The sequence below is a fragment of the Candidatus Thiothrix phosphatis genome, assembly GCF_035668035.1.
In the GTDB taxonomy this organism is placed as follows: Bacteria; Pseudomonadota; Gammaproteobacteria; order Thiotrichales; family Thiotrichaceae; genus Thiothrix; species Thiothrix phosphatis.
Genome location: NZ_JAYMYJ010000122.1, coordinates 36,591 through 57,343 on the forward strand (window position 1 = coordinate 36,591; position 20,753 = coordinate 57,343).

General features: G+C 55.6%; 21 protein-coding genes, 1 tRNA gene, 1 other RNA gene and 1 pseudogene. 6 read left to right on the forward strand and 18 right to left on the reverse strand.

Annotated features, from left to right (window positions below):
• The 3 genes from mraZ to VSS37_RS13995 all read right to left on the reverse strand — a co-directional run bounded on the left by mraZ (position 1) and on the right by VSS37_RS13995 (position 1,479).
• Complete coding sequence (mraZ, locus tag VSS37_RS13985) at positions 1–456, reverse strand: division/cell wall cluster transcriptional repressor MraZ (protein WP_324696208.1); 456 nt, start codon at positions 454–456, stop codon at positions 1–3.
• A gap of 275 nt (positions 457–731) precedes the next feature.
• Positions 732–1,086, reverse strand: an RNA gene (rnpB, locus tag VSS37_RS13990) — RNase P RNA component class A.
• Between the two features lie 308 nt (positions 1,087–1,394).
• A tRNA-Leu gene (locus tag VSS37_RS13995) sits at positions 1,395–1,479 on the reverse strand.
• 139 nt (positions 1,480–1,618) lie between these two features.
• On the opposite strand from VSS37_RS13995, the gene rnr reads away from it, so the two are divergent.
• Together rnr and rlmB are read left to right on the forward strand one after the other, a co-directional pair.
• On the forward strand, positions 1,619–3,946 hold the full coding sequence (gene rnr, locus VSS37_RS14000) for a ribonuclease R (protein WP_324696209.1): 2,328 nt from the start codon (positions 1,619–1,621) through the stop codon (positions 3,944–3,946).
• Positions 3,946–4,692 (forward strand): 23S rRNA (guanosine(2251)-2'-O)-methyltransferase RlmB, encoded by a 747-nt coding sequence (rlmB, locus tag VSS37_RS14005; protein ID WP_324696211.1) that lies wholly within the window; start codon positions 3,946–3,948, stop codon positions 4,690–4,692. The genes rnr and rlmB overlap by 1 nt, the downstream gene beginning before the upstream one ends.
• A 19-nt stretch (positions 4,693–4,711) precedes the next feature.
• Here the strand turns inward: rlmB and VSS37_RS14010 are convergent, their stop codons facing one another.
• From VSS37_RS14010 to gph, 4 genes are read right to left on the reverse strand one after another with little or no spacing between them, the layout of a single operon-like run.
• Complete coding sequence (locus VSS37_RS14010) at positions 4,712–5,671, reverse strand: hypothetical protein (RefSeq protein ID WP_324696212.1); 960 nt, start codon at positions 5,669–5,671, stop codon at positions 4,712–4,714.
• Positions 5,668–6,606: a hypothetical protein gene (locus VSS37_RS14015; protein WP_324696213.1), complete on the reverse strand. Its 939-nt coding sequence runs from the start codon at positions 6,604–6,606 to the stop codon at positions 5,668–5,670. Before VSS37_RS14015 ends, VSS37_RS14010 begins: the two co-directional genes overlap by 4 nt.
• Complete coding sequence (locus VSS37_RS14020) at positions 6,590–7,900, reverse strand: DNA recombination protein RmuC (protein WP_324696215.1); 1,311 nt, start codon at positions 7,898–7,900, stop codon at positions 6,590–6,592. Before VSS37_RS14020 ends, VSS37_RS14015 begins: the two co-directional genes overlap by 17 nt.
• On the reverse strand, positions 7,900–8,535 hold the full coding sequence (gene gph / locus VSS37_RS14025) for a phosphoglycolate phosphatase (protein ID WP_324696217.1): 636 nt from the start codon (positions 8,533–8,535) through the stop codon (positions 7,900–7,902). The genes VSS37_RS14020 and gph overlap by 1 nt, the downstream gene beginning before the upstream one ends.
• Positions 8,536–8,639: 104 nt before the next feature.
• Here gph and VSS37_RS14030 point away from each other — a divergent pair, with 104 nt between their 5' ends.
• Positions 8,640–9,149: a TlpA family protein disulfide reductase gene (locus tag VSS37_RS14030; protein WP_324696218.1), complete on the forward strand. Its 510-nt coding sequence runs from the start codon at positions 8,640–8,642 to the stop codon at positions 9,147–9,149.
• 30 nt (positions 9,150–9,179) lie between these two features.
• Here the strand turns inward: VSS37_RS14030 and minE are convergent, their stop codons facing one another.
• From minE to minC, 3 genes are all read right to left on the reverse strand, one after another.
• The gene (gene minE, locus VSS37_RS14035) at positions 9,180–9,437 is read right to left on the reverse strand and encodes a cell division topological specificity factor MinE (protein ID WP_324696219.1); all 258 of its coding nucleotides are present in this window, start codon (positions 9,435–9,437) and stop codon (positions 9,180–9,182) included.
• 3 nt (positions 9,438–9,440) lie between these two features.
• On the reverse strand, positions 9,441–10,250 hold the full coding sequence (gene minD / locus VSS37_RS14040; RefSeq protein WP_324696221.1) for a septum site-determining protein MinD: 810 nt from the start codon (positions 10,248–10,250) through the stop codon (positions 9,441–9,443).
• Positions 10,251–10,353: 103 nt separating this feature from the next.
• Complete coding sequence (minC, locus tag VSS37_RS14045) at positions 10,354–11,064, reverse strand: septum site-determining protein MinC (RefSeq protein WP_324696222.1); 711 nt, start codon at positions 11,062–11,064, stop codon at positions 10,354–10,356.
• 242 nt (positions 11,065–11,306) lie between these two features.
• Here minC and VSS37_RS14050 point away from each other — a divergent pair, with 242 nt between their 5' ends.
• The 3 genes from VSS37_RS14050 (at position 11,307) to VSS37_RS14060 (ending at position 16,374) form a co-directional block, all read left to right on the forward strand.
• Entirely contained in the window at positions 11,307–12,626 is a 1,320-nt protein-coding gene (locus VSS37_RS14050) for an SEL1-like repeat protein (RefSeq protein ID WP_324696224.1), read from the forward strand.
• Between the two features lie 33 nt (positions 12,627–12,659).
• Entirely contained in the window at positions 12,660–16,091 is a 3,432-nt protein-coding gene (gene mfd, locus VSS37_RS14055; RefSeq protein ID WP_324696225.1) for a transcription-repair coupling factor, read from the forward strand.
• Between the two features lie 112 nt (positions 16,092–16,203).
• Positions 16,204–16,374, forward strand: coding sequence for a hypothetical protein (locus tag VSS37_RS14060; RefSeq protein ID WP_324696227.1), 171 nt, complete (start codon positions 16,204–16,206; stop codon positions 16,372–16,374).
• Between the two features lie 24 nt (positions 16,375–16,398).
• Here VSS37_RS14060 and VSS37_RS14065 read toward each other — a convergent pair whose 3' ends face one another.
• The 8 genes and pseudogenes from VSS37_RS14065 to VSS37_RS14100 all read right to left on the reverse strand — a co-directional run.
• A complete protein-coding gene (locus tag VSS37_RS14065) occupies positions 16,399–16,671 on the reverse strand; it encodes a hypothetical protein (protein ID WP_324696229.1) in 273 nt (90 codons plus the stop codon).
• A 47-nt stretch (positions 16,672–16,718) separates the two neighbouring features.
• Positions 16,719–17,192: a S1 RNA-binding domain-containing protein gene (locus VSS37_RS14070; protein ID WP_324696231.1), complete on the reverse strand. Its 474-nt coding sequence runs from the start codon at positions 17,190–17,192 to the stop codon at positions 16,719–16,721.
• Positions 17,193–17,227: 35 nt separating this feature from the next.
• Entirely contained in the window at positions 17,228–17,683 is a 456-nt protein-coding gene (locus VSS37_RS14075; protein ID WP_324696233.1) for a hypothetical protein, read from the reverse strand.
• 30 nt (positions 17,684–17,713) lie between these two features.
• Positions 17,714–18,931, reverse strand: a pseudogene (locus VSS37_RS14080) (RHS repeat-associated core domain-containing protein); the annotation flags it as partial.
• A 21-nt stretch (positions 18,932–18,952) separates the two neighbouring features.
• Entirely contained in the window at positions 18,953–19,360 is a 408-nt protein-coding gene (locus tag VSS37_RS14085; protein ID WP_324696235.1) for a hypothetical protein, read from the reverse strand.
• A gap of 3 nt (positions 19,361–19,363) precedes the next feature.
• Positions 19,364–19,861: a hypothetical protein gene (locus VSS37_RS14090; protein WP_324696237.1), complete on the reverse strand. Its 498-nt coding sequence runs from the start codon at positions 19,859–19,861 to the stop codon at positions 19,364–19,366.
• A 48-nt stretch (positions 19,862–19,909) separates the two neighbouring features.
• The gene (tnpA, locus tag VSS37_RS14095) at positions 19,910–20,353 is read right to left on the reverse strand and encodes an IS200/IS605 family transposase (protein WP_324696239.1); all 444 of its coding nucleotides are present in this window, start codon (positions 20,351–20,353) and stop codon (positions 19,910–19,912) included.
• On the reverse strand, positions 20,350–20,753 hold a 404-nt coding region (locus VSS37_RS14100; RefSeq protein WP_324696241.1), incomplete at its 5' end, for an SH3 domain-containing protein. The genes VSS37_RS14100 and tnpA, both read right to left, overlap by 4 nt.

The following is a 20,753-nucleotide window of genomic DNA, read 5'->3' on the forward strand; positions in this document are numbered from 1 at the left end:
TCACATGGAAACCTGGTTAAGGACTTCGCTGGCGTCAGCATCTTCCTGCGCTTCACGCAGCCATACTTCCCGGGCGGCTTCCCAAACATCCGCATCCCACAATTCCAACTTATTAGCCTGGCCGACAAGCACCGCTTTTTTATCCAATCCGGCATATTCACGCAATGGGGCTGGCAACAACACCCGCCCCTGCGAGTCCATCTCCAGCTCCGCCGCATGCCCCAGAATCAGACGTTGTAAATTACGCACCCGTCGGTTCATATTGGGAAGCGACATCAAGGTCTTTTCCACTTTCACCCACTGACCCATGGGATATATGAGGAGACATTTATCTGTGTGGTCGATAGTGATCACAAGCTGCCCATTGGCGTTTTCAACAATATCGTCACGATATTTGGCAGGCATCGCCAGCCTACCCTTGACATCAATCGATATGTTGGAAATGCCGCGAAACATACCTGCTAATCCCACTTAAAAATGGGAAACTTACCCACTTTTCTCCACTTTCCGCCACCTACGAGGAAATATAGGCAGACATCCCCACTCTGTCAATAAAATCCAGCAGAAATTACTTTAAACTGCAATTATTTAGCCTTTAACTTAATAAAAGATAAAACCAGCAAAATTAATATTTTTTGTTTTCAAGGAATTAGAAAACAAAAGCAAGAAACCGCTTTAACTGGTTTCGATGCAGGCTTTCAAAAAAGAGGGGGAATAAAAAGAATGAAAAAGAAATGAGCTGATCTATAAGCCGGGTTCTGTCGTGGACAATCATTCATCTGGGATACACGTCACCATGCACCTCTAGCAACCTACCCGGATGCAGCGCGGGTCACGCCATTGCATCCCTATTTGGTTTTGCTCCAGACGGGGTTTGCCGTGCCGTCAACTGTTGCCAGTGACGCGGTGCGCTCTTACCGCACCATTTCACCCTTACCTCCGGCAAGCCGGGTGGCGGTATCATTTCTGTGGCACTTTCCGTCGGCTCACGCCGCCCAGGCGTTACCTGGCGTCTTACCCTATGGAGCCCGGACTTTCCTCCCTTCCACACTTGAGGCATGGAACAGCGATTGCCCAATCAGCTCGGGAGCCACACTAACAGATAAGCACCAAGGTTGCACCTTCACAACAGCAGAAACTAGGGCAGTCGCTTAAAAACATGGATGATTATTAGACATAACAGGAAATTTGCCGAATTTCCCCACATATCCATTACCCCCCCTGAGCAGCTTCCTGGGACAGATCGCTCCATGATGGGGTGATTGTGACGCATCCACCAGACCTTGCACCCGGTGGCAAGCACATCAAGATAGAATCTCTAGACAACAAAAAAGGCTTAAACCTTTTGGATTTAAGCCTTTTTGGACTAACCTAGACTTGGTTAGATTTCGATCTGGTGCCGAGAAGAGGACTCGAACCTCCACGGGTCGCCCCACTAATACCTGAAACTAGCGCGTCTACCAATTCCGCCACCTCGGCATTCACCAGCATTGCTGCGTTGTGAGAGGCGCATCTTATAGAGCTTGCCGTACCTTGTCAAATATGAAACAGCACTTTCATGACATTTTTTTGCTATGCTTGCCGCACACGAAATACAACACTACAAAGGGACACCTGATTGAAGTTTCAAGACCCTCACAGCCAGCGCGAAGCCGACAAATACGATAACCCCATCCCCAGCCGCGAACTGATCCTGCAAGTGCTGGATCAAAGCGGCCAGCCGCTGGACTTTGCCGATTTATCCGACAAATTACGCCTGAAGGAAGAACGCGACCTCGACGCATTGAAAAAACGCCTGCGCGCCATGGAGCGTGATGGGCAACTGCTCTATAACCGCCGCCGCCAATATGTGCCAATCGCCCACACCGACCTGATCGCCGGACGCGTGATCGGCCACCCGGATGGCTTCGGCTTCCTGAAACCGGACGACGGCACCCCCGACCTGTTCCTGCACGCCAAGCAAATGCGCAGCCTGCTGCACGGCGACCGGGCGCTGGTCAGTGTGCGCGGGCTCGACCCCAAAGGCCGCCGCGAAGGTGCCGTGGTGGAAATCCTCGAACGTGGCACCGCCCAAGTGGTCGGGCGCTATTTCCAGGAAGGCGGCATCGGCTTTGTCGCGCCGGACAATTCCCGCATCAGCCAAGACATCCTCATCCCCAATGACGCCAAAGGCGACGCCAAGCCTGGGCAAATTGTGGTGGCCGCCATTGTCGAGCAGCCTTCCAAATACGCCCAGCCCAAGGGCAAAATTGTGGAAGTGCTGGGCGACCACATGGCTCCCGGCATGGAAATTGATGTCGCCATCCGCAGCCATCAGCTACCGTTTGAATGGTCGCCGGAAATCCGCGAGGAATCTGACCAGTTCGGCTACGAAGTGCCGGAAGACGCCAAGCAAGGCCGCGTCGACCTGCGCAATACGCCGTTGGTGACCATCGACGGTGAAGACGCCAAAGATTTCGACGACGCCGTTTACTGCGAGCGCGAAGGCAACAACTGGCGCTTGCTGGTGGCGATTGCCGACGTATCCCACTACGTGCGCCCCGGCATGGCGATCGACAAGGAAGCGCAGGAACGTGGCACTTCAGTCTATTTCCCCGGCAAAGTCATCCCGATGCTGCCGGAAATCCTCTCCAACGGCCTGTGTTCCCTCAACCCGCACGTCGACCGCCTGTGCATGGTGTGCGAAGTGCGGGTCGGCTCGCGCGGCAAGCTGATCAGCTACCAGTTCATGGAAGGCGTGATGCATTCCGCCGCCCGCCTGACCTACACCAAAATGGCCAAAATCGTGGTCGATCGCGACCTGGAAGCCCGTAGCGGATATTCACCGGAACTGTGCGGCCACCTCGACGACTTATACGAACTGTACAAAATTCTGCGCAAAGCCCGTGACCGGCGCGGTGCCATCGACTTCGAAACCGAAGAAACCCGCATCATTTTCGACGCCGGACGCAAGATCGAAGCGATTGTGCCGACCGAGCGCAACGACGCCCACAAACTGATCGAGGAGTGCATGATCCTCGCCAATGTGTGCGCCGCGAAATTCCTGACCAAATACCGGATTCCGGCGCTGCACCGTGTGCACGAAGGCCCGACAATGGAAAAGCTGGAAGACCTGCGCCAATTCCTCGGCGGGCTGGGGCTTTCCCTCGGCGGCGGCGATGAACCTACCCCGGCGGACTACACCAAACTGCTCGACAGCCTCGGTGAGCGCCCTGACCGGCACATGATCCAGACCGTGTTGCTGCGCTCCATGTCGCAGGCGGTCTATAGCCCGGAGGCCACCGGCCATTTCGGGCTGGCGCAATCGCATTACGCGCATTTCACCTCGCCGATCCGCCGCTACCCCGATTTGCTGGTGCATCGCGCCATCCGCCATATCCTGGGCGGCGGCAAGGTCAACGGCTTCATCTACAAATACAAGGAAATGGTGGCGCTGGGCGAACACTGTTCCATGACCGAACGCCGCGCCGATGACGCCACCCGCGATGTCACCGCCTGGCTGAAATGCGAATACATGCAGGAACACGTCGGCGACAGCTTTACCGGCGTCATTTCCGGCGTTACCGGCTTCGGCCTGTTTGTGGAACTGACCGACATCTATGTGGAAGGTTTGGTGCATGTCACCGCCCTGACCAGCGATTACTACCGCTTCGACCCCGCCCGCCACCAGTTGGTGGGGGAAAACTCCGGGCGCATTTACCGCCTCGGCGACACCCTGCAAGTCACTGTGGCGCGGGTGGATCTGGACGAACGCAAGATTGATTTCGTGATTGCCAAAACGGAAGGCGAACAGGAACGGAAACCCACCGGCAAAAACCGCAACACCAGCAACAAGGGCAAGAGACCAGCCCAGCCGGACAAAAAACCTGCTGGCAAAACCAAAGCGAAACCCACCGCCAAAAAGCCGTCCAACCGCAAACCCCGCAAGAAGAAACCGAAAACCTGATGGCAAAATCGACCATTTACGGCATCCACGCCGTCGAAACCGCGCTACGCAATGATGCAGACAATTTGGGGCAAATCTGGCTGGACAAGCGCAGCCGCAATGACCGCCTGAAAAAGCTGGAAAAACTGGCGGCGGACAGCGGCTTGCAGACAATCCCGGCCGACCCGGAGCGGCTGGACAAAATGGCGGGGCATAACCGCCATCAAGGTGTGGTCGCCGAGTATTACAAGCTCAAATCCTATACTGAAAATGACTTGTACGACCTGCTGGATGCGCTGGAGGAAACCCCGTTCCTGTTGGTGCTGGATGGCGTCACCGACCCGCACAACCTCGGCGCTTGCCTGCGCGCGGCGGAAGGCGCTGGCGTGCACGCAGTCATTGCGCCCAAGGACAACGCCGCCAGCATCACCCCCACCGTGCGCAAGGTGGCCTCCGGCGCGGCGGAAGTGGTGCCTTTCATCCCCGTCACCAACCTTGCCCGCACCCTGGACACCCTCAAGGAACGCGGTGTCTGGCTGACCGGAACCAGCGACAAGGCCAAACAGGACTTGTATCAGGCTGACCTGAAAGGCCCGCTGGCGTTAGTGATGGGCGCGGAAGGCGCTGGCATCCGCCGCCTGACGGAAGAACGCTGTGATTTCCTGATCTCGATACCCATGCAGGGGCAAGTGTCCAGCCTGAATGTGTCAGTGGCCACCGGCGTGTGTTTGTATGAGGCGCTCAGGCAGCGGCGACCACAGGCATGAATCCCCCAGCAAACCGCCGCTACTCCGCCGGTTTGCTGTTGTCTGGCTGGTGGTAATAGTCATACTTGCCCAGCATGTCGTTGGTAAACCGCCATGCTTCGTTATACGACAATCCACTGTCATTGGGGATAATGACCTTGACATACAGTTCGGAACCGTACTGGTTTTTCAAGCCCGCCAGTTCGTTTTCCAAAGCGCTACGGCTGGTGCTGCGCGAGCTGCTTTCCCCCGGTTTGCGGATGCTGTAACCGGATTTGCTGTAGACCACTTCCACCACCTGCTTGCCTTTGGCGGAACGCGCTGGCCGTAACAGTTTCTGGTACTTGCTGTCGAGTTCGGTGTATTCGCCTTGCAGGCTCAACAGTTGTTTTTCGCTTTCGTCGGCTTTGGCACGTAGCGTGGCCAGTTCGCTTTCCTTGCTGGCGGCGCTGTCACGGGCATCGGCGAGTTCCGATTGGGTGCGTTCACGCTCCACCATGATGCTGGCAAATTGCTTTTGCAAGTCATCCAGGGTCTTGTCGCGGGTGGCAAGCGCACTCTCCTGTTCCTGAGCCTTGTTTTGCAATTCCGTCAGTGCTGCATCCTTATCGGCGCTGGTGGTGCGTGCCTGTTCGGCTTCGGCGCGGCTGCGCAACAGCTCCATTTCCAGCGAGGAAGTGCGCTGTTGCAGGTAGTCAAGCTGCTCTTCCAGCGTGGCATTGGCCTTGAGCTGGAATTCGGCCTGCCGTGTTGCCTGCTGCGCCTGTTCGGCAGCTTTTTGGGCCTCAAGATTGGCCTGCTCGGCTGCCTGCCTGGCGGAATCCTTCGCCCGCACGCTGTTCTGCAAGTCTTCCAGCAAGTTACGGTTGTTCAGGGCCATCAGCACAATCACCAGCAGGAATATCTTGAGGATGACCATCATCACATTGCTGAAGGATGACCAGAAGCCTTCCTCCAAATCTTCATGCGAGCCAGTCAGGGAGGGGAAACCATTGCTCATGACGGTTGCTTACCTCCCGCTACTGGCAGGCGGAAGCCTTCCCGCACCGAATCACGGATAATGCGGATGTTGTCCCCACTTTGCGCCACGGCACTTTGCAGGTCGTCCACCGCCAATTGCAAACGCTCCCCGGCATGCAGGAAACGGTCTTCTATCTGGGTGACGGCCTCCGCCGCCCGGCGCAGTTCCGCCGCCAGCACCGCGACATCATGCAGCAGGTTGTTTTCCGCATGCTTGAAGCGCGGCAGGATATACAACGCGGTCACGTCCTCAATATTGGCCAGCAACTGCGTGCGGGCGTCCTGCAAGCGCAGATAGAAATAGGCGAAAAACAGGTAACAGACAATGGCCGTCACGGTCGTGCTCAAGGAGTTGGACATGCCGCCGATGATGTCCCACATGTTTTTCATATTGTCGGCGGTGTTCATCAGCCCCGCCGCGCCCATCAGCGCCACTGCCAGGGAAATCACCGTGCCCAATACCCCGGCCAGGATCAGGATGCTGTTGACGAAGCGCACCAGCGTGAACTGCGCCACCTGACCCGCCATCAGGGTGGAAGCCAGCGCCGCCTGGTTGACCTCGGCATTCTGGCGGGCGATGGTCTGCACGGCGTAATAGCGGTTCACCACCAGCGCCGTTTCCGGCAGGCCGTAAACAGGGTTGGCGGCGTTGTCTTCCGCCCGCCGGATAAAGCGCAGCAATACGCCCTGTTCATGGGTGTAGCTCAGGAACAGCCAGATCATGCGCGCCAGCCCAAGCAGAAAGATCAACAGGATAATGCCATTCAGCACGACCCCGAGCATGCCCGCCCGGGTGGTGTGGAAGAATTCCAGCAACTGGTCTTTGCCCAACAGCACCGCAGCCGCCATCAACAGCAAAATGGCCAGCATCTGGAACAGGGTCAGGTAATAGTGTGTTTTAATCGGTTTCAGCATCGGTTTCGGTATCCTTGACGTATGGCCGCCGTGGTATGGTTTCGACCGGCGCAGGCTCCGCAATGTTCCGTCCTGAGGAAATCCCCAGTTCCGACAGCCTGCGCGCCCCCGGCAGCACACTGCGTTCCAGCGACCCCAGCGCCTTGTTGTAGGTGTCCACGCTGCTGCCGAGATTACGCCCCAGACGCTCCAAATGGTCAAGAAAAACTGTCAGGCGCTTGTGCAGTTCTTCACCCAGATCGCGCACTTTGCCCGCATTTTCAGCAAGCACCGCCTGTTTCCAGCCGAACGCCACTGCCCGCAACAGAGCCACCAGCGTACTTGGCGTCGCCAGGATCACCTTGTCGTTGAGGGAATCGTGCAGCAAGGTTTTGTCCTGCTCCAGCGCTGCGCCGAGGAACTGTTCACCGGGAATGAACAACACCACAAAATCAGGCGAATGCTCAAACTGCTCCCAGTAACGCTTGCCCGCCAGCACCCGCACATGCTCACGCACATGCCGGGCGTGGCGTTGTAGGTGGCGCTTGCGGCTATCCTCATTGTCGGCGCTGACCGCATCCAAGTAGGCGTCCATCGGTGCCTTGGCGTCGACGATCATTTCGCGCTCATCCGGCATCCGCACCACCATGTCCGGGCGGATGGTGCGCTCGGCGTTGCTGCGCTGCGCCTGCTCGATAAAATCGCAGTGTTCGACCATCCCGGACAGTTCGGCGATGCGGCGCAGGCTCAATTCCCCCCATTGCCCGCGAATGCCGGGTGTGCGCAAGGCGGAAGCCAGCCGCCCGGTTTCATCACGTAAGGCCGCCTGGTCATTCATCATGCCGCGAATCTGCTGGCTGAGGACACCGAAACTGGTCTGGCGCTCCTTCTCGATTTCACGGATCTGGTTTTCAGTTTTGGCCAACGCATCGCGGATCGGGTCGACCAGATGCTGGATGGAACGCTGCCGCTGCTCAAGGTCGGCGCGCGACTCCACCTGGAAACGCCCCATGGTTTCCTGCGCCAGTTGCAGGAACTGGGTGTTGTTTTCACGCAGGGCGCGCTGGGAAAGCGCCGCGAAAGTGTTGTAGAGGCGGTCTTGCGCATCATCCAGGGTTTGCAGGCGTTCCTCGTGCAACTGTTCCTCGGTCTGCAACTGCAATTGCAGGCGCTCAAGTTCACGGCGCGCCTGCCGCAAAGGGGTGTTGTAAACGAGATGCGCCGCCAGCAGGCCCAGGACAAACATCGTCACCGCCGTGAAAAACACAATATGCGCATCAATTAATGCGCCTAACTGGAAAGGTGCGGCCCCCATCAACCCAACCACCCGAATATGTCGGCGGGGCTGGCGATAACGCCATCCGCCCGCCAATCGAGGTGCGCACCGTCCGCCTCCAGATACCCCCAGCCAGCCACCAGCGTCTTCATGCCTGCATTGCGCCCGGCGGCGATGTCGCGCTCGGCATCGCCGAGATACAGGCAAGCGTCAGGCACTACGCCGCATTGCTGCGCCGCCATCAGCAAGGGTTGGGGATGTGGCTTGGCGACATCCAACGTATCGCCGCCGATAATGCTGCTGGCCCGGGCGCGCAAACCCAGCGCCTCCAGTAAGGGAAACGTCAGGTATTCCGGCTTGTTGGTGACGATCCCCCACGGCATGCCTGCCGTTTCCAGGGTTTCCAGCACTTCCGGCATCCCATCAAACAAGCGGGTGTGGCGGCTGATATTGGCGGCGTAATAATCAAGGAACAGGCTGCGGCGGCGTTGCAGGTCAGCCGCTGACTGGCCTGCGCCAAAAGCGAACTCCAGCATCATCTGGCTGCCGTGGGAAACCGTGTGCCGCGCCTGTTGCAGCGTACAACCGGCGCGCCCTTCCGCCGCCAGCACCGCGTTCAGCGCCGCCACCAGATCGGGGGCGGTGTCCAGCAAGGTTCCATCCAGGTCAAACAAAATACACTTTATCGGGGAAAAAGAACTTGTCGGCATCATGCGCATCCATACAATCAGCAAGTTTCTATCAAACCCGCCATTGTATGCTTTTGGGAGAAGATTTCATGTTACCAATCAAAGCAGCCTCCATTATCTCCGTATTGGCTTGCCTTGCGCTATTCACCCCGCCTGCTTCCGCCCTGACGGACATGCATGGCAAAACCGCCAATCTGGAAACGTTGGTTGGCCAGGGCAAATGGACGGTGGTGGAGGTTTGGGCGTCGGATTGCCGCGCCTGCCGTGGCAGCATCCACCATACGGTGGATTTTGAAACCGCCAACCCGGATGTGGATGTGCTCGGCATTTCGCTGGATGGTGCTGACGGCAAAGCCAACGCTGAAAAATTCATTGACGAATTTGGCCTAGATTTTCCCAACCTGCTCAGTAGCGCTTCTGAAATTGACCAGTACCTCTACAGCACTGCGAAGGAAAGCTTCATCGGCACGCCGACTTTCATGCTCTACAACCCACAGGGTAAATTATTGGCGGTGCAACCGGGCGTGGTGACGGAAGAAGAGTTGGGTGCCTTTATCCACAAGCAGGATGCGCAATCCCAACCCCAGCCAGCGGGTTAACGCTTCTGCGTCCAAGTATTGTTTTTATCGTTAACGGGTGCGTTCAGGCAGGGCAATGTTCAGTTCCAAGACATCGTAATCGGCACCTTTTTCAAACTGGACATTGACCTGTTCTTCTTTGATGGGCACATATTTGCGGATCACGTCCATGATGTCGCGGCGCAATTGCGGCAGGTATTCCGGCCCGTTGCGGTCGAGCCGCTCATGGGCAATGACAATCTGCAAACGTTCCTTCGCAACTTGAGCGCTGGTTTGTTTGTCTGTCCTGAAGTAATCAAACCATCCCATGATTTATCCCCCGAACAGCTTCTTGAAAAAGCCTTTTTTCTCCACTTCCATGAAGCGGTGAGGAACCGTTTCACCCAGAAAACGGCGCACAAAATCGTCATAAGCCTGACCGGCGTCACTGTTTTTATCCAGAATCACCGGCGTGCCGCTATTGGACGCCTGCAAGACGCTTTGTGATTCGGGAATCACTCCAATTAGGGGAACCGCCAGAATTTCCAGGATGTCCTCCATCCCCAGCATTTCCCCGGCATTGACCCGCGACGGCGAATAACGGGTAATCAGCAAATGCTCACGCACGTTTTCCCCTTGCTCCGCTTTGTGTGTCTTGCTTTGCAACAGGCCAAGAATGCGGTCGGAATCGCGCACCGACGAGACTTCCGGGTTGGTGACAACGATGGCGTCATCAGCGTAGTACATCGCCATGTGCGCGCCACGTTCAATACCCGCTGGGGAATCGCACACCACATAATCAAAGCCGCTGTCACACAATTCATCCATGACCCGCTTGACCCCCTCGGTGGTCAGGGCGTCTTTATCACGCGTTTGTGACGCAGGCAGAATATGCAGGTTTTCCACATGTTTATCACGGATCAGGGCCTGTTTCAGGGATGCCTCATTATTGATGACATTGACAAAGTCATAAACAACACGGCGTTCACACCCCATAATCAGATCCAGGTTGCGCAACCCGACATCAAAATCAATAACAGCGGTCTTGTATCCCCGCATCGCCAGACCGGTTGCAAATGCCGCGCTTGTGGTCGTTTTGCCAACGCCACCCTTCCCCGAGGTTACGACGATAATTTTGCTCAAAAGAGGCTCCTTTCCATTGACACCTTAAAACCGGCCTGAGTGACGGATTTTACCTAGTAATTTTAACAGATCCGGGGCGGTATTCAGTATTAAATTGTAACGGTCAGAATATCGGCGCAATTTTTAGCTTCCCGTTTTCCAGCCAAACCATGGCGGGCGATCCTTTCAGGTCTGTATCAATATCATCCAATAAACGGTAATGCCCGGCGATTGCGACCAACTCCGCCTCCAGCTTCTGGCAGAAAATCCGGGCGCTGACATCCCCCAGGATCCCAGCCAACACCCTTCCACGCAGAGAACCATAAACATGCACTGACCCACCCGCCAGGATTTCCGAACCGGCGCTGGTGTGTTGCAAAACAACCACATTGCCATCAGGGAAATACACCTGTTGGCCAGAACGCACCGGACGGTCAACCACTTTCACGCTGTCGCCCGCCCTGACGGGAGCCTCCGACTCATTAGCCGACGAACGTTCAGCGCGAACCGGCGTGCTGGCTCCCCTTCCCGCCCGCAACAAGGCCCATCCCGCCTCAACCGCCTGAGCGCTGCGGGCTTCGTCCAACCCGCGAATGCCAATGGGTATAAAGCCAAGCTCCTGAATGGTTTCCCGTAACCGCACCATATCCAGCTGTTGACAGGCTTCACCTAACTGGCTGCCATCAACCACCAACGGACTGTTGGCAAACAAGTGCGGCAAACTGTCACGCTTGCCCTGCAACCCCTGCCTAATCAGGTCCACATCAGCAGATGCCAGATGCAACACACCCAGCAACAGCATCTCACCCTTTATTTCAACCAGCTCTGTCGCCACACCTCTAACTCCTCATGCCAAACCGACCAACTTGATGATAAATCTACCCGATATTTGACATAGCCCGAAAGATATAACTTGTTCCGAATCGTTTTATTTATAGACTCTTTAGTCTATAATTTTATTGTATAAGTGTAGTAGTTGATTTAATTCTAATTTTTCCGGGGCTTTTTACCATGTTCAGGGGCACATTATTCACCTCACCATGCCTTACTATAGCAATAAGCTTATTCCTTACGCTGGTGTCACCGACATTCGCCCACGCTGAACTGACGAAAACAGCTTCATCTCCAGAATCAGCCGCCACTGCCAACGCCAGCAACCCCACCCAGGAAACTGACAGCGCCCCCCCTTCCAGCCCCGCCGAACAATTTGCCACAGCACGCCGCCTGTTTAATGGCGAAAAAGGTGCCGCCGACCCCAAGCGCGGCCTTGAACTGCTGAAGCAAGCCGCAGAGCAAAACTACCCGCCTGCGTTGTATGAGCTGGCGTATTTATATGAAACCGGAGCCTATGTGGGCCAGGATGATGACAAAGCCGCCAGCCTGTATGAACAAGCGGCGAAGCAAGGGCATGCCGACTCCCAGTACAACCTTGGCGTCCTGTATCTGCGGGTCTTCAAGGACACGGAAAAAGCACGCTACTGGCTTGAGCAGGCCGCCCAGCAACAAGATGTCGAAGCCCAGTACAACCTCGCCCTGCTGTATGATTTTTCCCAAGGCAAGCAGGCCAATCCGGAAGAAGCCACCTACTGGTACACCCAAGCCGCCCAGCATGGCCACAAGAACGCCCAGTTTGACTTGGGGGTGCGCTACCTGGAAGGCAAAGTGCTAACCAAAAACCTGTCGCAAGCCGCCCACTGGTTCCGTGAGGCCGCAGAACAAGGCGACCCCGCTGCCGCCTTCAATCTGGCGCTGATGTACGATGATGGGGAAGGGGTGGCGAACAACCCCCAGGAAGCCATCCACTGGTACCGCGAAGCCGCGCAACAAGGGGAAGCTGGCGCCCAATACAACCTTGGGATCAAATACCTGCTGGGTGAAAACCTGCCGCCAGACCATGACAAAGGCGTCAGTTGGATCCGCAAAGCGGCTGAAGGCGGCAACCCCGCCGCCCAATACACGCTGGCATTCATGCTGGATCAGGGCAAAGACTTGCCCAAAGATGACAACCAGGCATTGTACTGGTACCGGCAGGCCGCCGACCAAGGCTACACCGACGCGGAAGTCGGGCTGGCGATCATGTTCGCCAACGGCCAGGGCGTGGCTGCTGACCCGGTGGAGGCTGTCCGCTGGTTCCAGAAGGCCGCCAATGCTGGCAACGCCAGCGCGCAATTCAACCTGGGCACGTACATGATCCACGGCATCGGGGTCGCCAAGGATCTGCCATCCGCCGCCTACTGGCTATCCCTCGCCGCCGAACAAGGCCATGAACACGCTGCCGCCAACCGTGATTACGTGCTGCAATTGTTGAGTGACAACGAGCGCGCCGCGCTTGAACAGCGCCTGAAAAGCGCCCCCGAAACCGGCAGCCAGCAGGACAATCAAGCCGCTATCCATTAAAATGCCGGATTTCAAGAAAACAAGCCCGGTCTCATGTCTGCATTGCCCAAACCCCAATATCCCACCACCCCGAATAGCGCCATCCGTTGGGGGCAACTCTACGGCTGTTCCCGCGAATGGCTGATTGCGCAGGCGGCGCAGGATTTCGGCGGGCTGGCGCTGTTGGTGACGCCAGACGTCCATTCCGCCTTCCAGATGGAAGCCGCGCTGCAATTCTTCGCGCCGGAGATTCCACGCCACATTTTCCCCGACTGGGAAACCCTGCCTTATGACGTGTTTTCACCGCACGAAGACATTGTTTCCGAGCGCCTGAAAACGCTGGCCACGCTGGAAAACCTCCAGCGCGGCGTACTGATTGTGCCCGCCACCACCCTGCTGCACCGGCTGGCGCCCACCAGTTATGTGCACGGGCACACTTTCATGGTGCGCAAGGGCGCGCCGCTCAACATCGACAAACTGCGCAAACAGCTGGAGGAGGCAGGCTACCGCAACGTCAGCCAGGTGATGCAGCACGGTGAATACGCCACGCGCGGCTCATTGGTCGACCTGTTTCCGATGGGCAGCCACACCCCCTACCGCATCGACCTGTTTGACGATGAAATCGATTCAATCCGCACCTTCAACCCGGAAAACCAGCGCACCGAAGACCTGGTGGACAACATCGAACTGCTGCCCGCCCGCGAATTCCCGCTGGATGAGGCAGGCGTCAAACGGTTCCGGCAAAACTACCGCGCGCAGGTGGAAGGCGACCTGAGCCGCAGCTTTATCTACGAAAGCGTCAGCCAGGGCAAACCGCCAGCGGGGATCGAGTATTACCTGCCGCTATTCTTCGAGCATACCGCCACCCTGTTTGACTACCTGCCGAAAAAGACGCTGCTGATCCTGAGCGAAGGCGTGGCCGCCGCCGTCGCGCAATTCCGCGAAACCGTGGCGCACCGTTACGAGCAGCGGCGGCACGACATTGAAAGGCCGTTGCTGGCACCGGACAAATTGTTCCTGACGGCGGAACTACTGCACAGCCATGTGCAGGAATACGCCCGGATTGAATTGCAAACCTTCAAACTGGAAAGTGGCGGCAGCAACTACCCCATCGCCGCCTTGCCCTCGCTGCTGATCCATGCGCGCCACGAACAGCCATTGTTCCTGCTGGCCAATTTCCTCAAAGACCTGCAAGGCCGGGTGCTGTTCACCGCCGAATCCGCCGGGCGGCGCGAAGCCTTCATGGCGCTGTTGCGCGACAACCAGATCAACCTGCAACCCGTGGACAACTGGCGGGAGTTTCTCGGCGGCAAGCAGGCAATGGCCATCACCGTCGCCCCGCTGGAAGACGGTTTCTGGCTGCCGGACGCGCATCTCGCCGTCATCCCCGAAAGCCTGCTGCATGGCGTGCAAATCCAGCAGCAGCGGCGGCGCAAGAAAATCACCCGCGACGCCGACGCCATTATCCGCAACCTCACCGATCTCAGCGAAGGCGCGCCGGTCGTGCATGAGGAACACGGCGTCGGGCGTTACCTGGGGCTGCAAACCGTCACCGCTGGCGGCGTCACCGCCGAATACCTGCTGATCGAATACGCCAATAACGACCGCCTGTACGTGCCGGTCGCCGCGCTGCACCTAGTCAGCCGTTACACCGGCGCAGACCCCGAACATGCGCCGCTGCACCGCCTCGGCAACGACCAGTGGGACAAGGCCAAACAGAAAGCGGCGGAAAAAGCCCGTGACGTGGCGGCGGAACTGCTCGACATCCACGCCCGCCGCGCCGCGCAGCAAGGGCTCAGTTTCCCGTTCGAAGACAATGATTACCGCCTGTTTGCGGGCGCGTTCCCGTTTGAGGAAACGCCCGACCAGGCGCTGGCGATCGAAAACGTGATCCAGGACATGCGTTCGCCACAGCCGATGGACCGTGTGGTGTGCGGCGATGTCGGTTTCGGCAAGACTGAAGTGGCGATGCGTGCCGCGTTCGTCGCCGCCAATGCAGGCAAGCAGGTGGCGATGGTGGCGCCCACCACCCTGCTGGTGCAGCAGCACCTGAACAATTTCCGCGACCGTTTCGCCGACTGGCCGTTCCGCATCGAATCGCTGTCGCGCTTCAAGACCGGCAAGGAAAGCAGCGCGGCACTGGCCGAACTGGCCGCCGGGAAAATCGACATCGTGATCGGCACCCACAAGCTGTTGCAGGACGATGTGCAGTTCCGGAACCTGGGGCTGGTGATCATCGACGAGGAGCACCGTTTCGGCGTGCGTGACAAGGAGCAGATGAAAAAACTGCGTGCCAACGTCGACATGCTGACCATGACCGCCACACCGATTCCCCGCACCCTGAACATGTCGCTGTCCGGCCTGCGCGACCTGTCGATCATCGCCACCCCGCCAACCCAGCGGCATGCGATCAAGACTTTCGTCACCGAATGGAACAAGACCATCATCCAGGAAGCCTGCGCGCGTGAGCTGTCGCGCGGCGGGCAAGTGTACGTGCTGCACAACGAAGTCAAAACCATCGCCAAAACCGCCGAAGAGCTGGAGGCCATGCTGCCCAACGTCAAGGTGAAATTCGCCCACGGGCAGATGCGCGAACGCGAGCTGGAAAGCATCATGAGCGACTTTTACCACCAGCGTTTCCAGATCCTGGTGGCGACCACCATCATCGAAAGCGGCATCGACGTGCCGACCGCCAACACCATCATCATCAACCGCGCCGACAAGCTGGGGCTGGCGCAATTGCACCAGTTGCGCGGACGGGTCGGGCGCTCGCACCACCGCGCCTACGCCTACCTGATTGCGCCGCCGAAACAGGCGATGACGCCGGATGCGGTCAAACGGCTGGAGGCGATCGAGTCGCTGGAAGATCTGGGCGTCGGTTTCACCCTGGCCACGCACGACCTGGAGATTCGCGGCGCGGGCGAATTGCTGGGCGAAGGCCAGAGCGGGCAGATTCAGGAAATCGGCTTCAACCTGTACAACGACCTGCTGGAGCGGGCGGTCAAGGCGCTCAAATCCGGCAAGGTTCCCGAACTCACCGCCAGCAGCAGCCGCACCACGGTGGAGCTGGGCGCCCCGGCGCTGATCCCGGACGACTACCTGCCGGATGTGCATAGCCGCCTGATCCTTTACAAACGCATCGCCAGCGCACCCGCGCAGGAGGCATTGGATGAATTGCGGGTGGAAATGATCGACCGCTTCGGCCTGCTGCCGGAACCGGCCAAAAACCTGTTCAGCGTCACCCGCGTCAAGCTGGCCGCGCAGGAACTGGGCGTCAAAAAACTGGACATGAACGCCAAGGGCGGGCGGATCATTTTCGACACCAAACCGAATATTGACCCGATGAAGGTGATCACCCTGATCCAGAAACGGCCTTGGGCGTTCAAGCTGGACGGGCAGGACAAATTGCGCTTTGAAATGGAACTCCCCTCCGTGGATGAGCGGGAGGAATGGGTGATCAAGCTGATGGGGGAAATTGGCGCGTAAGTTACCGCCATTTTTTGCACGAACAAACATCCAAAATTGTGGTCACAATCAGCAAATATGGCCACAAATGAGGTAACCCCATGTACGTTGCTGTCCGCGAGCTCAACACAGGTTGACACGTTCCGCACCCAACCTGCAAGCCCGCCCTTCCCAACCGTTGGGTAAACTGGCATGGGTGCGGCGTGGAAATGCTGGCAAAAAACTAGGCTTGCCTGCCACGCAACGCATCCGCTTGACCGATGGCCCCTCCCTGAGCGACTTGCTATCAGAAGACCGTGCATGAATGACGCCAGCATTTTTGCATGGGCTAAAGCTCTAAAAACGATTTTATTCCAGTCACTTCCATGACGGCGGGCATAATAGGGTTTTCCAGTGAACAGGAAAGGCGGCATGTCTTCACAGAAATATTTCTGCGTCCGGCAATCAGAATCCACCTCGGCAAAGGTAACATGTCATACACCAGGTCGCCCGCATCGCTTTTGTAATCCAGGTTGCCGTAACGGTCATGCTCATAGTGCAGGTTGAACCCACCCTGGCCGCTGTCCGTGGTGCGGGTGGCGTCGGCCAGGCGGTCGTACAAGCAGTTACACAGTTCAGATCACTGTCTCAGACTTTATGCCGAGATATTTACAAACACTCAACTATAATCTTATTAGGGAAGGTTTCTTCTACAGTAATGATTTTAATTACAACTATATCTCCTTCGCATAAGATTTTTGGTGCTTTGTTAATTGGGCAGTAAGCATTCAATCCGAACCCAAGATAAATGAAGTAACCATGATCTAAAACCTTTCTCACAACAGCTTCATTTTTGCTGCCACTGGCAAATAACTCTTTATATAACCAAGGATTGCGTTCAGGGGTCACGTCTCGAAGTGATGCTTGAAAGTCATAAAACTGACAAGACTTGATTTCTAGTACTTTAACTTTTATTAGCTCTCCAATTCTATAAAATCTCTTGGCTTCATCACGATAACCTGTCCAAGATAGTCTTAAAACATCTATAAATCCCTTTATTCCGCAATAAGAGATATATAGCCCACGTTCCTCGATATTCTCAATAATAACGTCTATTAATGAACCTTTCTTTATATCCTTCATGAATGTAACTCGTTGACAGGAAGTCATTGTTTTAACTATCGAACATCTTTTTCTAGATCAGCCATTAGTTTACAATTGACCATTATGGCATCTTCATTTTTATTTAAAAAAGCAGATTCCAAAATCTTGGGGGATTTCTCATATTCTATTGAAAAAAGAAACCCTCTTACACTCCAAACACACGCTTTGGTTTTAGTACCTAATGTCGGGTAAGATATGGTAATTTCAGCAACTAGTAATTCATTGCTCTTATTGGGAAAGGTTAAGTTTTCATCAAAAGTTGGCTGGCCATTTTTTATTCGATAAAAATCAACTTCCACTCCATCTGCCACTCTTTGGATTTTATTAATCGCTTCTATTTGTTTCTTCCATAATAGCCTAATCTCCATCGATAAATGATCATGAACCCTATCTAATATGGATTTCTCAAGCATAGATAACGCTGCTTTTCTGCAAAAGATTTTGCTTAATAAATGACTTATTCTAATCATTGGATACCTCCTTCGATTAACATATTTAATTCAATCCCTTGCCACTTCTGCTCCGATAGAGCCATAAACACCACCACCAACTGCACCCTTATAAACATAAGGAAATCGAGTCCATTGCTGCCATGCTTGATTGGGCATTGGATTTTGAGCTTTCCAAGTTCTGGGCATAAAACGATAACGATATGGATCTGATAAAGCATGTATATCTCGCGAAACATAATTGCCATTCCATTTTGAACGTACTCCCCCCCATCTATTTGGTATCCAGTGAGAGAACTCTTTTCCTGCCGCTCTTTCCCCAGCCATTCGCCAGCCAATTGCGCCTCCTGCTGCGATACCATAGCCAACACCTGCCCACTCACCTGCACCATAAGCATCAGAATACTTATTAACTGCACCATTTGTATCCATTAAATCACGAATAATATCGGTTATCCCAAGAGAGATAGTGTCCCCAAAGCCCGCAGCTACATCTACCAGCCCTTGCGGGAGCATTGGTAATCCTTCGTCATTATACAAATGCACCATCGCAGCACTGAGCGCCCCGTCAGAGAAGCTGCCGCCACTGGCCTCTGCCGCCAGCCCGCCGAACACGGCGGCGATGACGGTGCGGCTGACAACACTGCCGACGCCGTGCGCCAGCATGTCCCCGGCGGGCGACAGCCCGCCCGCCACCGAGCCGACGAAGCCGGAGCGGAAGCTGCCGCCACGCAACTGCCCGACCAGCCCCTGGCTGACGCCGTGCGCCAGCCACCGCAGGGTGCCGAAGGGCGAGGACTCCCCCCAGGCGTAGCCGAACGCCCCGCCATGCCCGACGAAACCGGCCACACCCGCCCCGACACCGCCCCAGAACGCGCCCTGCAAGGCCCCCTGCAACGAGCCGGTGCTGGCCAGCCCGCCCACAAAACCGGCCGCCGCACCCCGGATGACGCTGATGGCGAGGCTGCCAGCCGGGCCTAGCGCCGCTTGTAGCGCGATGTTCGCCACCAGCGTGAAGTTGTCGCGTATCCACCCCATTGCGCCCTTCACCGAGTTGGCGAAGTCGTCCCAGCGGTCGCTCAGCCAGCTGTGGCCGCTCGGGTCGGTGTATTTCAGCGGGTTGTTGAGCACATAAATATAGCGGTTGTAGCTGTGCATCAGCCCCGCGTCCGGGACCAGCGTGTCCGGGCTGAGGAAGCGCCCGACCTCCGGGTCATACAGCCGCGCGTTCATGTCCACCAGCCCCAGGCTGTCGAGGTGCTCATGCCCGGTGAAGCCGTGTTTCGCTTATTATAAGAAGACCGTTATTTCTTCAATCTCGGAATCACACAGCTCTTCAAAGTCAGGATCTTCTAATGAAGATATATAAACCTTATCTCCATTAACGGGAACCATAACGCCATCCCAAAAAACATCATCAAATTTCCACTCACAGTTATCCAACAAAGGATTAATCGACATCCCAAGAGCATACTGCCCATAAAGCAATCCTTTGTATCCTCGATGTGCGCTAATTTTTAATATCAAACCAGAGATGCAATCAACACTGATTGAAATACAGCTACCTATTTCATAAAAATAGATACCATAATGTTTTGATATTAATCGCACATCATCACCCAAATCACTAAGTGACGTTCCCAGATGAATACCACCGAGTGACACCCCAGGTATAATTGATGCTGATTTATCAATCATTTTTTATTTAATAGTATGAAAAAAATAAGGAATTCTCTGAGTTCCCAGCGCAGGACCAGAAACCTTCCAGTACGAACCTCCATGCCTCCCCCCTGCAGCAGACCATTGAACTCTAATATTTGCATACTGATCTTGTTGCATAGACCATCCTCCCCGAGCAGCAGTGCGTTCTTGCATTTTACCTGCTTGCCAACCACTTCGCATTAATGAAGAGCGAGCATAACTTTGTGGGATCCATCTTAAAACCGGAGAAGCAGTGGCCAAGCTATCGACAACCCAAAGTGACACCATTCCTTCCATGGCCACTGATGCTCCCATGGATAGTACATTTACCACACCACTAACAAGAATTGCGCCAGCGGTGGCGGGATCATAATGATCAGGATGGTAAACAAGGCTATTGCCATATTCATCAATACCGCCCATTACGTTATTACGATCGTACCCTTGCCCCAATAATCGGCGAATATTAGCCTCATCAATAAATGATCCTCGGGGCAAGCCCTCTCCCGTTGGTCGACTTTCGAGTTCCTCGAAAGCGAGGTATTTTCATAGTAATTTGAGCTGATGATCTTCATGCAGTTTCGTATAAGACTTTCCCTGATTCTTCACATACGTGCTAATCATCGCTTCACTGCCATGCTTACCCACCGTGGAAGCAAAATGGCCATCTGTCCAGAACTCACCACCCCACAACTGTTTTTTCACATGGGGACACTTTTTGAAAACCTCTCGCGCACTTAGGCTCTTGATCAGCCTGACTACCTGGGTCACGCTGTAGGTCGGTACTGACTGCACGAGGAAGTGCACATGATCTTCGTCGGTTCCCACCTCCAAAAAGTGGATCTGATAGCGCTTTTCGATTTCCTGGCAGACATCTGCCAACGCTCTGTCTACCCCTTTGTCGAAAACGGCCCGGCGATATTTCGCCGGAAAAACAAGATGGTATAACAGAACGCTAACATTATGACTTTTATGCAGATACTGGCTCATCTCCCCAGTTTACGCCCCAAGGGGCGGGGAATTGAACCCAGAAGGGATTCAATTTTCACCCATGACCCTGAATAGCCACTGATAAAATCCGCTTTGACATCCTTTTCCAGCACTTTGACTTTGTCGCCTTCTGGCACTGTCCCAATCTTTTTGCCGGTGACATCAGGCGTGCTGCGCACCACCAATACCGGTTTGGCCGTGCTGGTATACCACTCGCCTTGAGTGGCGGTGGAGGTGTTGCTTTGGTTGGCGCCATTGGCGGGCCGGGGTATTTTCTCCAGTTCATCCGCCCGTTTGATAACCGCCTTGAAAACACACTCGGCAATTCCCATTCCGTCGGCGGCGGGGGTTTCATCCGTCAATTTGCCGCAGTCGGCATTGCGCTTTTCCAACCACGCTT

What these genes read in the sequence shown, in the direction of transcription:
- mraZ (WP_324696208.1), bottom strand. Translation starts at nt 456, where the DNA reads ATGTTTCGCGGCATTTCCAACATATCGATTGATGTCAAGGGTAGGCTG.
- rlmB (WP_324696211.1), top strand. Translation starts at nt 3,946, where the DNA reads ATGGCAAAATCGACCATTTACGGCATCCACGCCGTCGAAACCGCGCTA.
- VSS37_RS14010 (WP_324696212.1), bottom strand. Translation starts at nt 5,671, where the DNA reads ATGAGCAATGGTTTCCCCTCCCTGACTGGCTCGCATGAAGATTTGGAG.
- VSS37_RS14015 (WP_324696213.1), bottom strand. Translation starts at nt 6,606, where the DNA reads ATGCTGAAACCGATTAAAACACACTATTACCTGACCCTGTTCCAGATG.
- VSS37_RS14020 (WP_324696215.1), bottom strand. Translation starts at nt 7,900, where the DNA reads ATGGGGGCCGCACCTTTCCAGTTAGGCGCATTAATTGATGCGCATATT.
- VSS37_RS14030 (WP_324696218.1), top strand. Translation starts at nt 8,640, where the DNA reads ATGTTACCAATCAAAGCAGCCTCCATTATCTCCGTATTGGCTTGCCTT.
- minE (WP_324696219.1), bottom strand. Translation starts at nt 9,437, where the DNA reads ATGGGATGGTTTGATTACTTCAGGACAGACAAACAAACCAGCGCTCAA.
- mfd (WP_324696225.1), top strand. Translation starts at nt 12,660, where the DNA reads ATGTCTGCATTGCCCAAACCCCAATATCCCACCACCCCGAATAGCGCC.
- VSS37_RS14070 (WP_324696231.1), bottom strand. Translation starts at nt 17,192, where the DNA reads ATGAAGGATATAAAGAAAGGTTCATTAATAGACGTTATTATTGAGAAT.
- VSS37_RS14075 (WP_324696233.1), bottom strand. Translation starts at nt 17,683, where the DNA reads ATGATTAGAATAAGTCATTTATTAAGCAAAATCTTTTGCAGAAAAGCA.
- VSS37_RS14085 (WP_324696235.1), bottom strand. Translation starts at nt 19,360, where the DNA reads ATGATTGATAAATCAGCATCAATTATACCTGGGGTGTCACTCGGTGGT.
- tnpA (WP_324696239.1), bottom strand. Translation starts at nt 20,353, where the DNA reads ATGAGCCAGTATCTGCATAAAAGTCATAATGTTAGCGTTCTGTTATAC.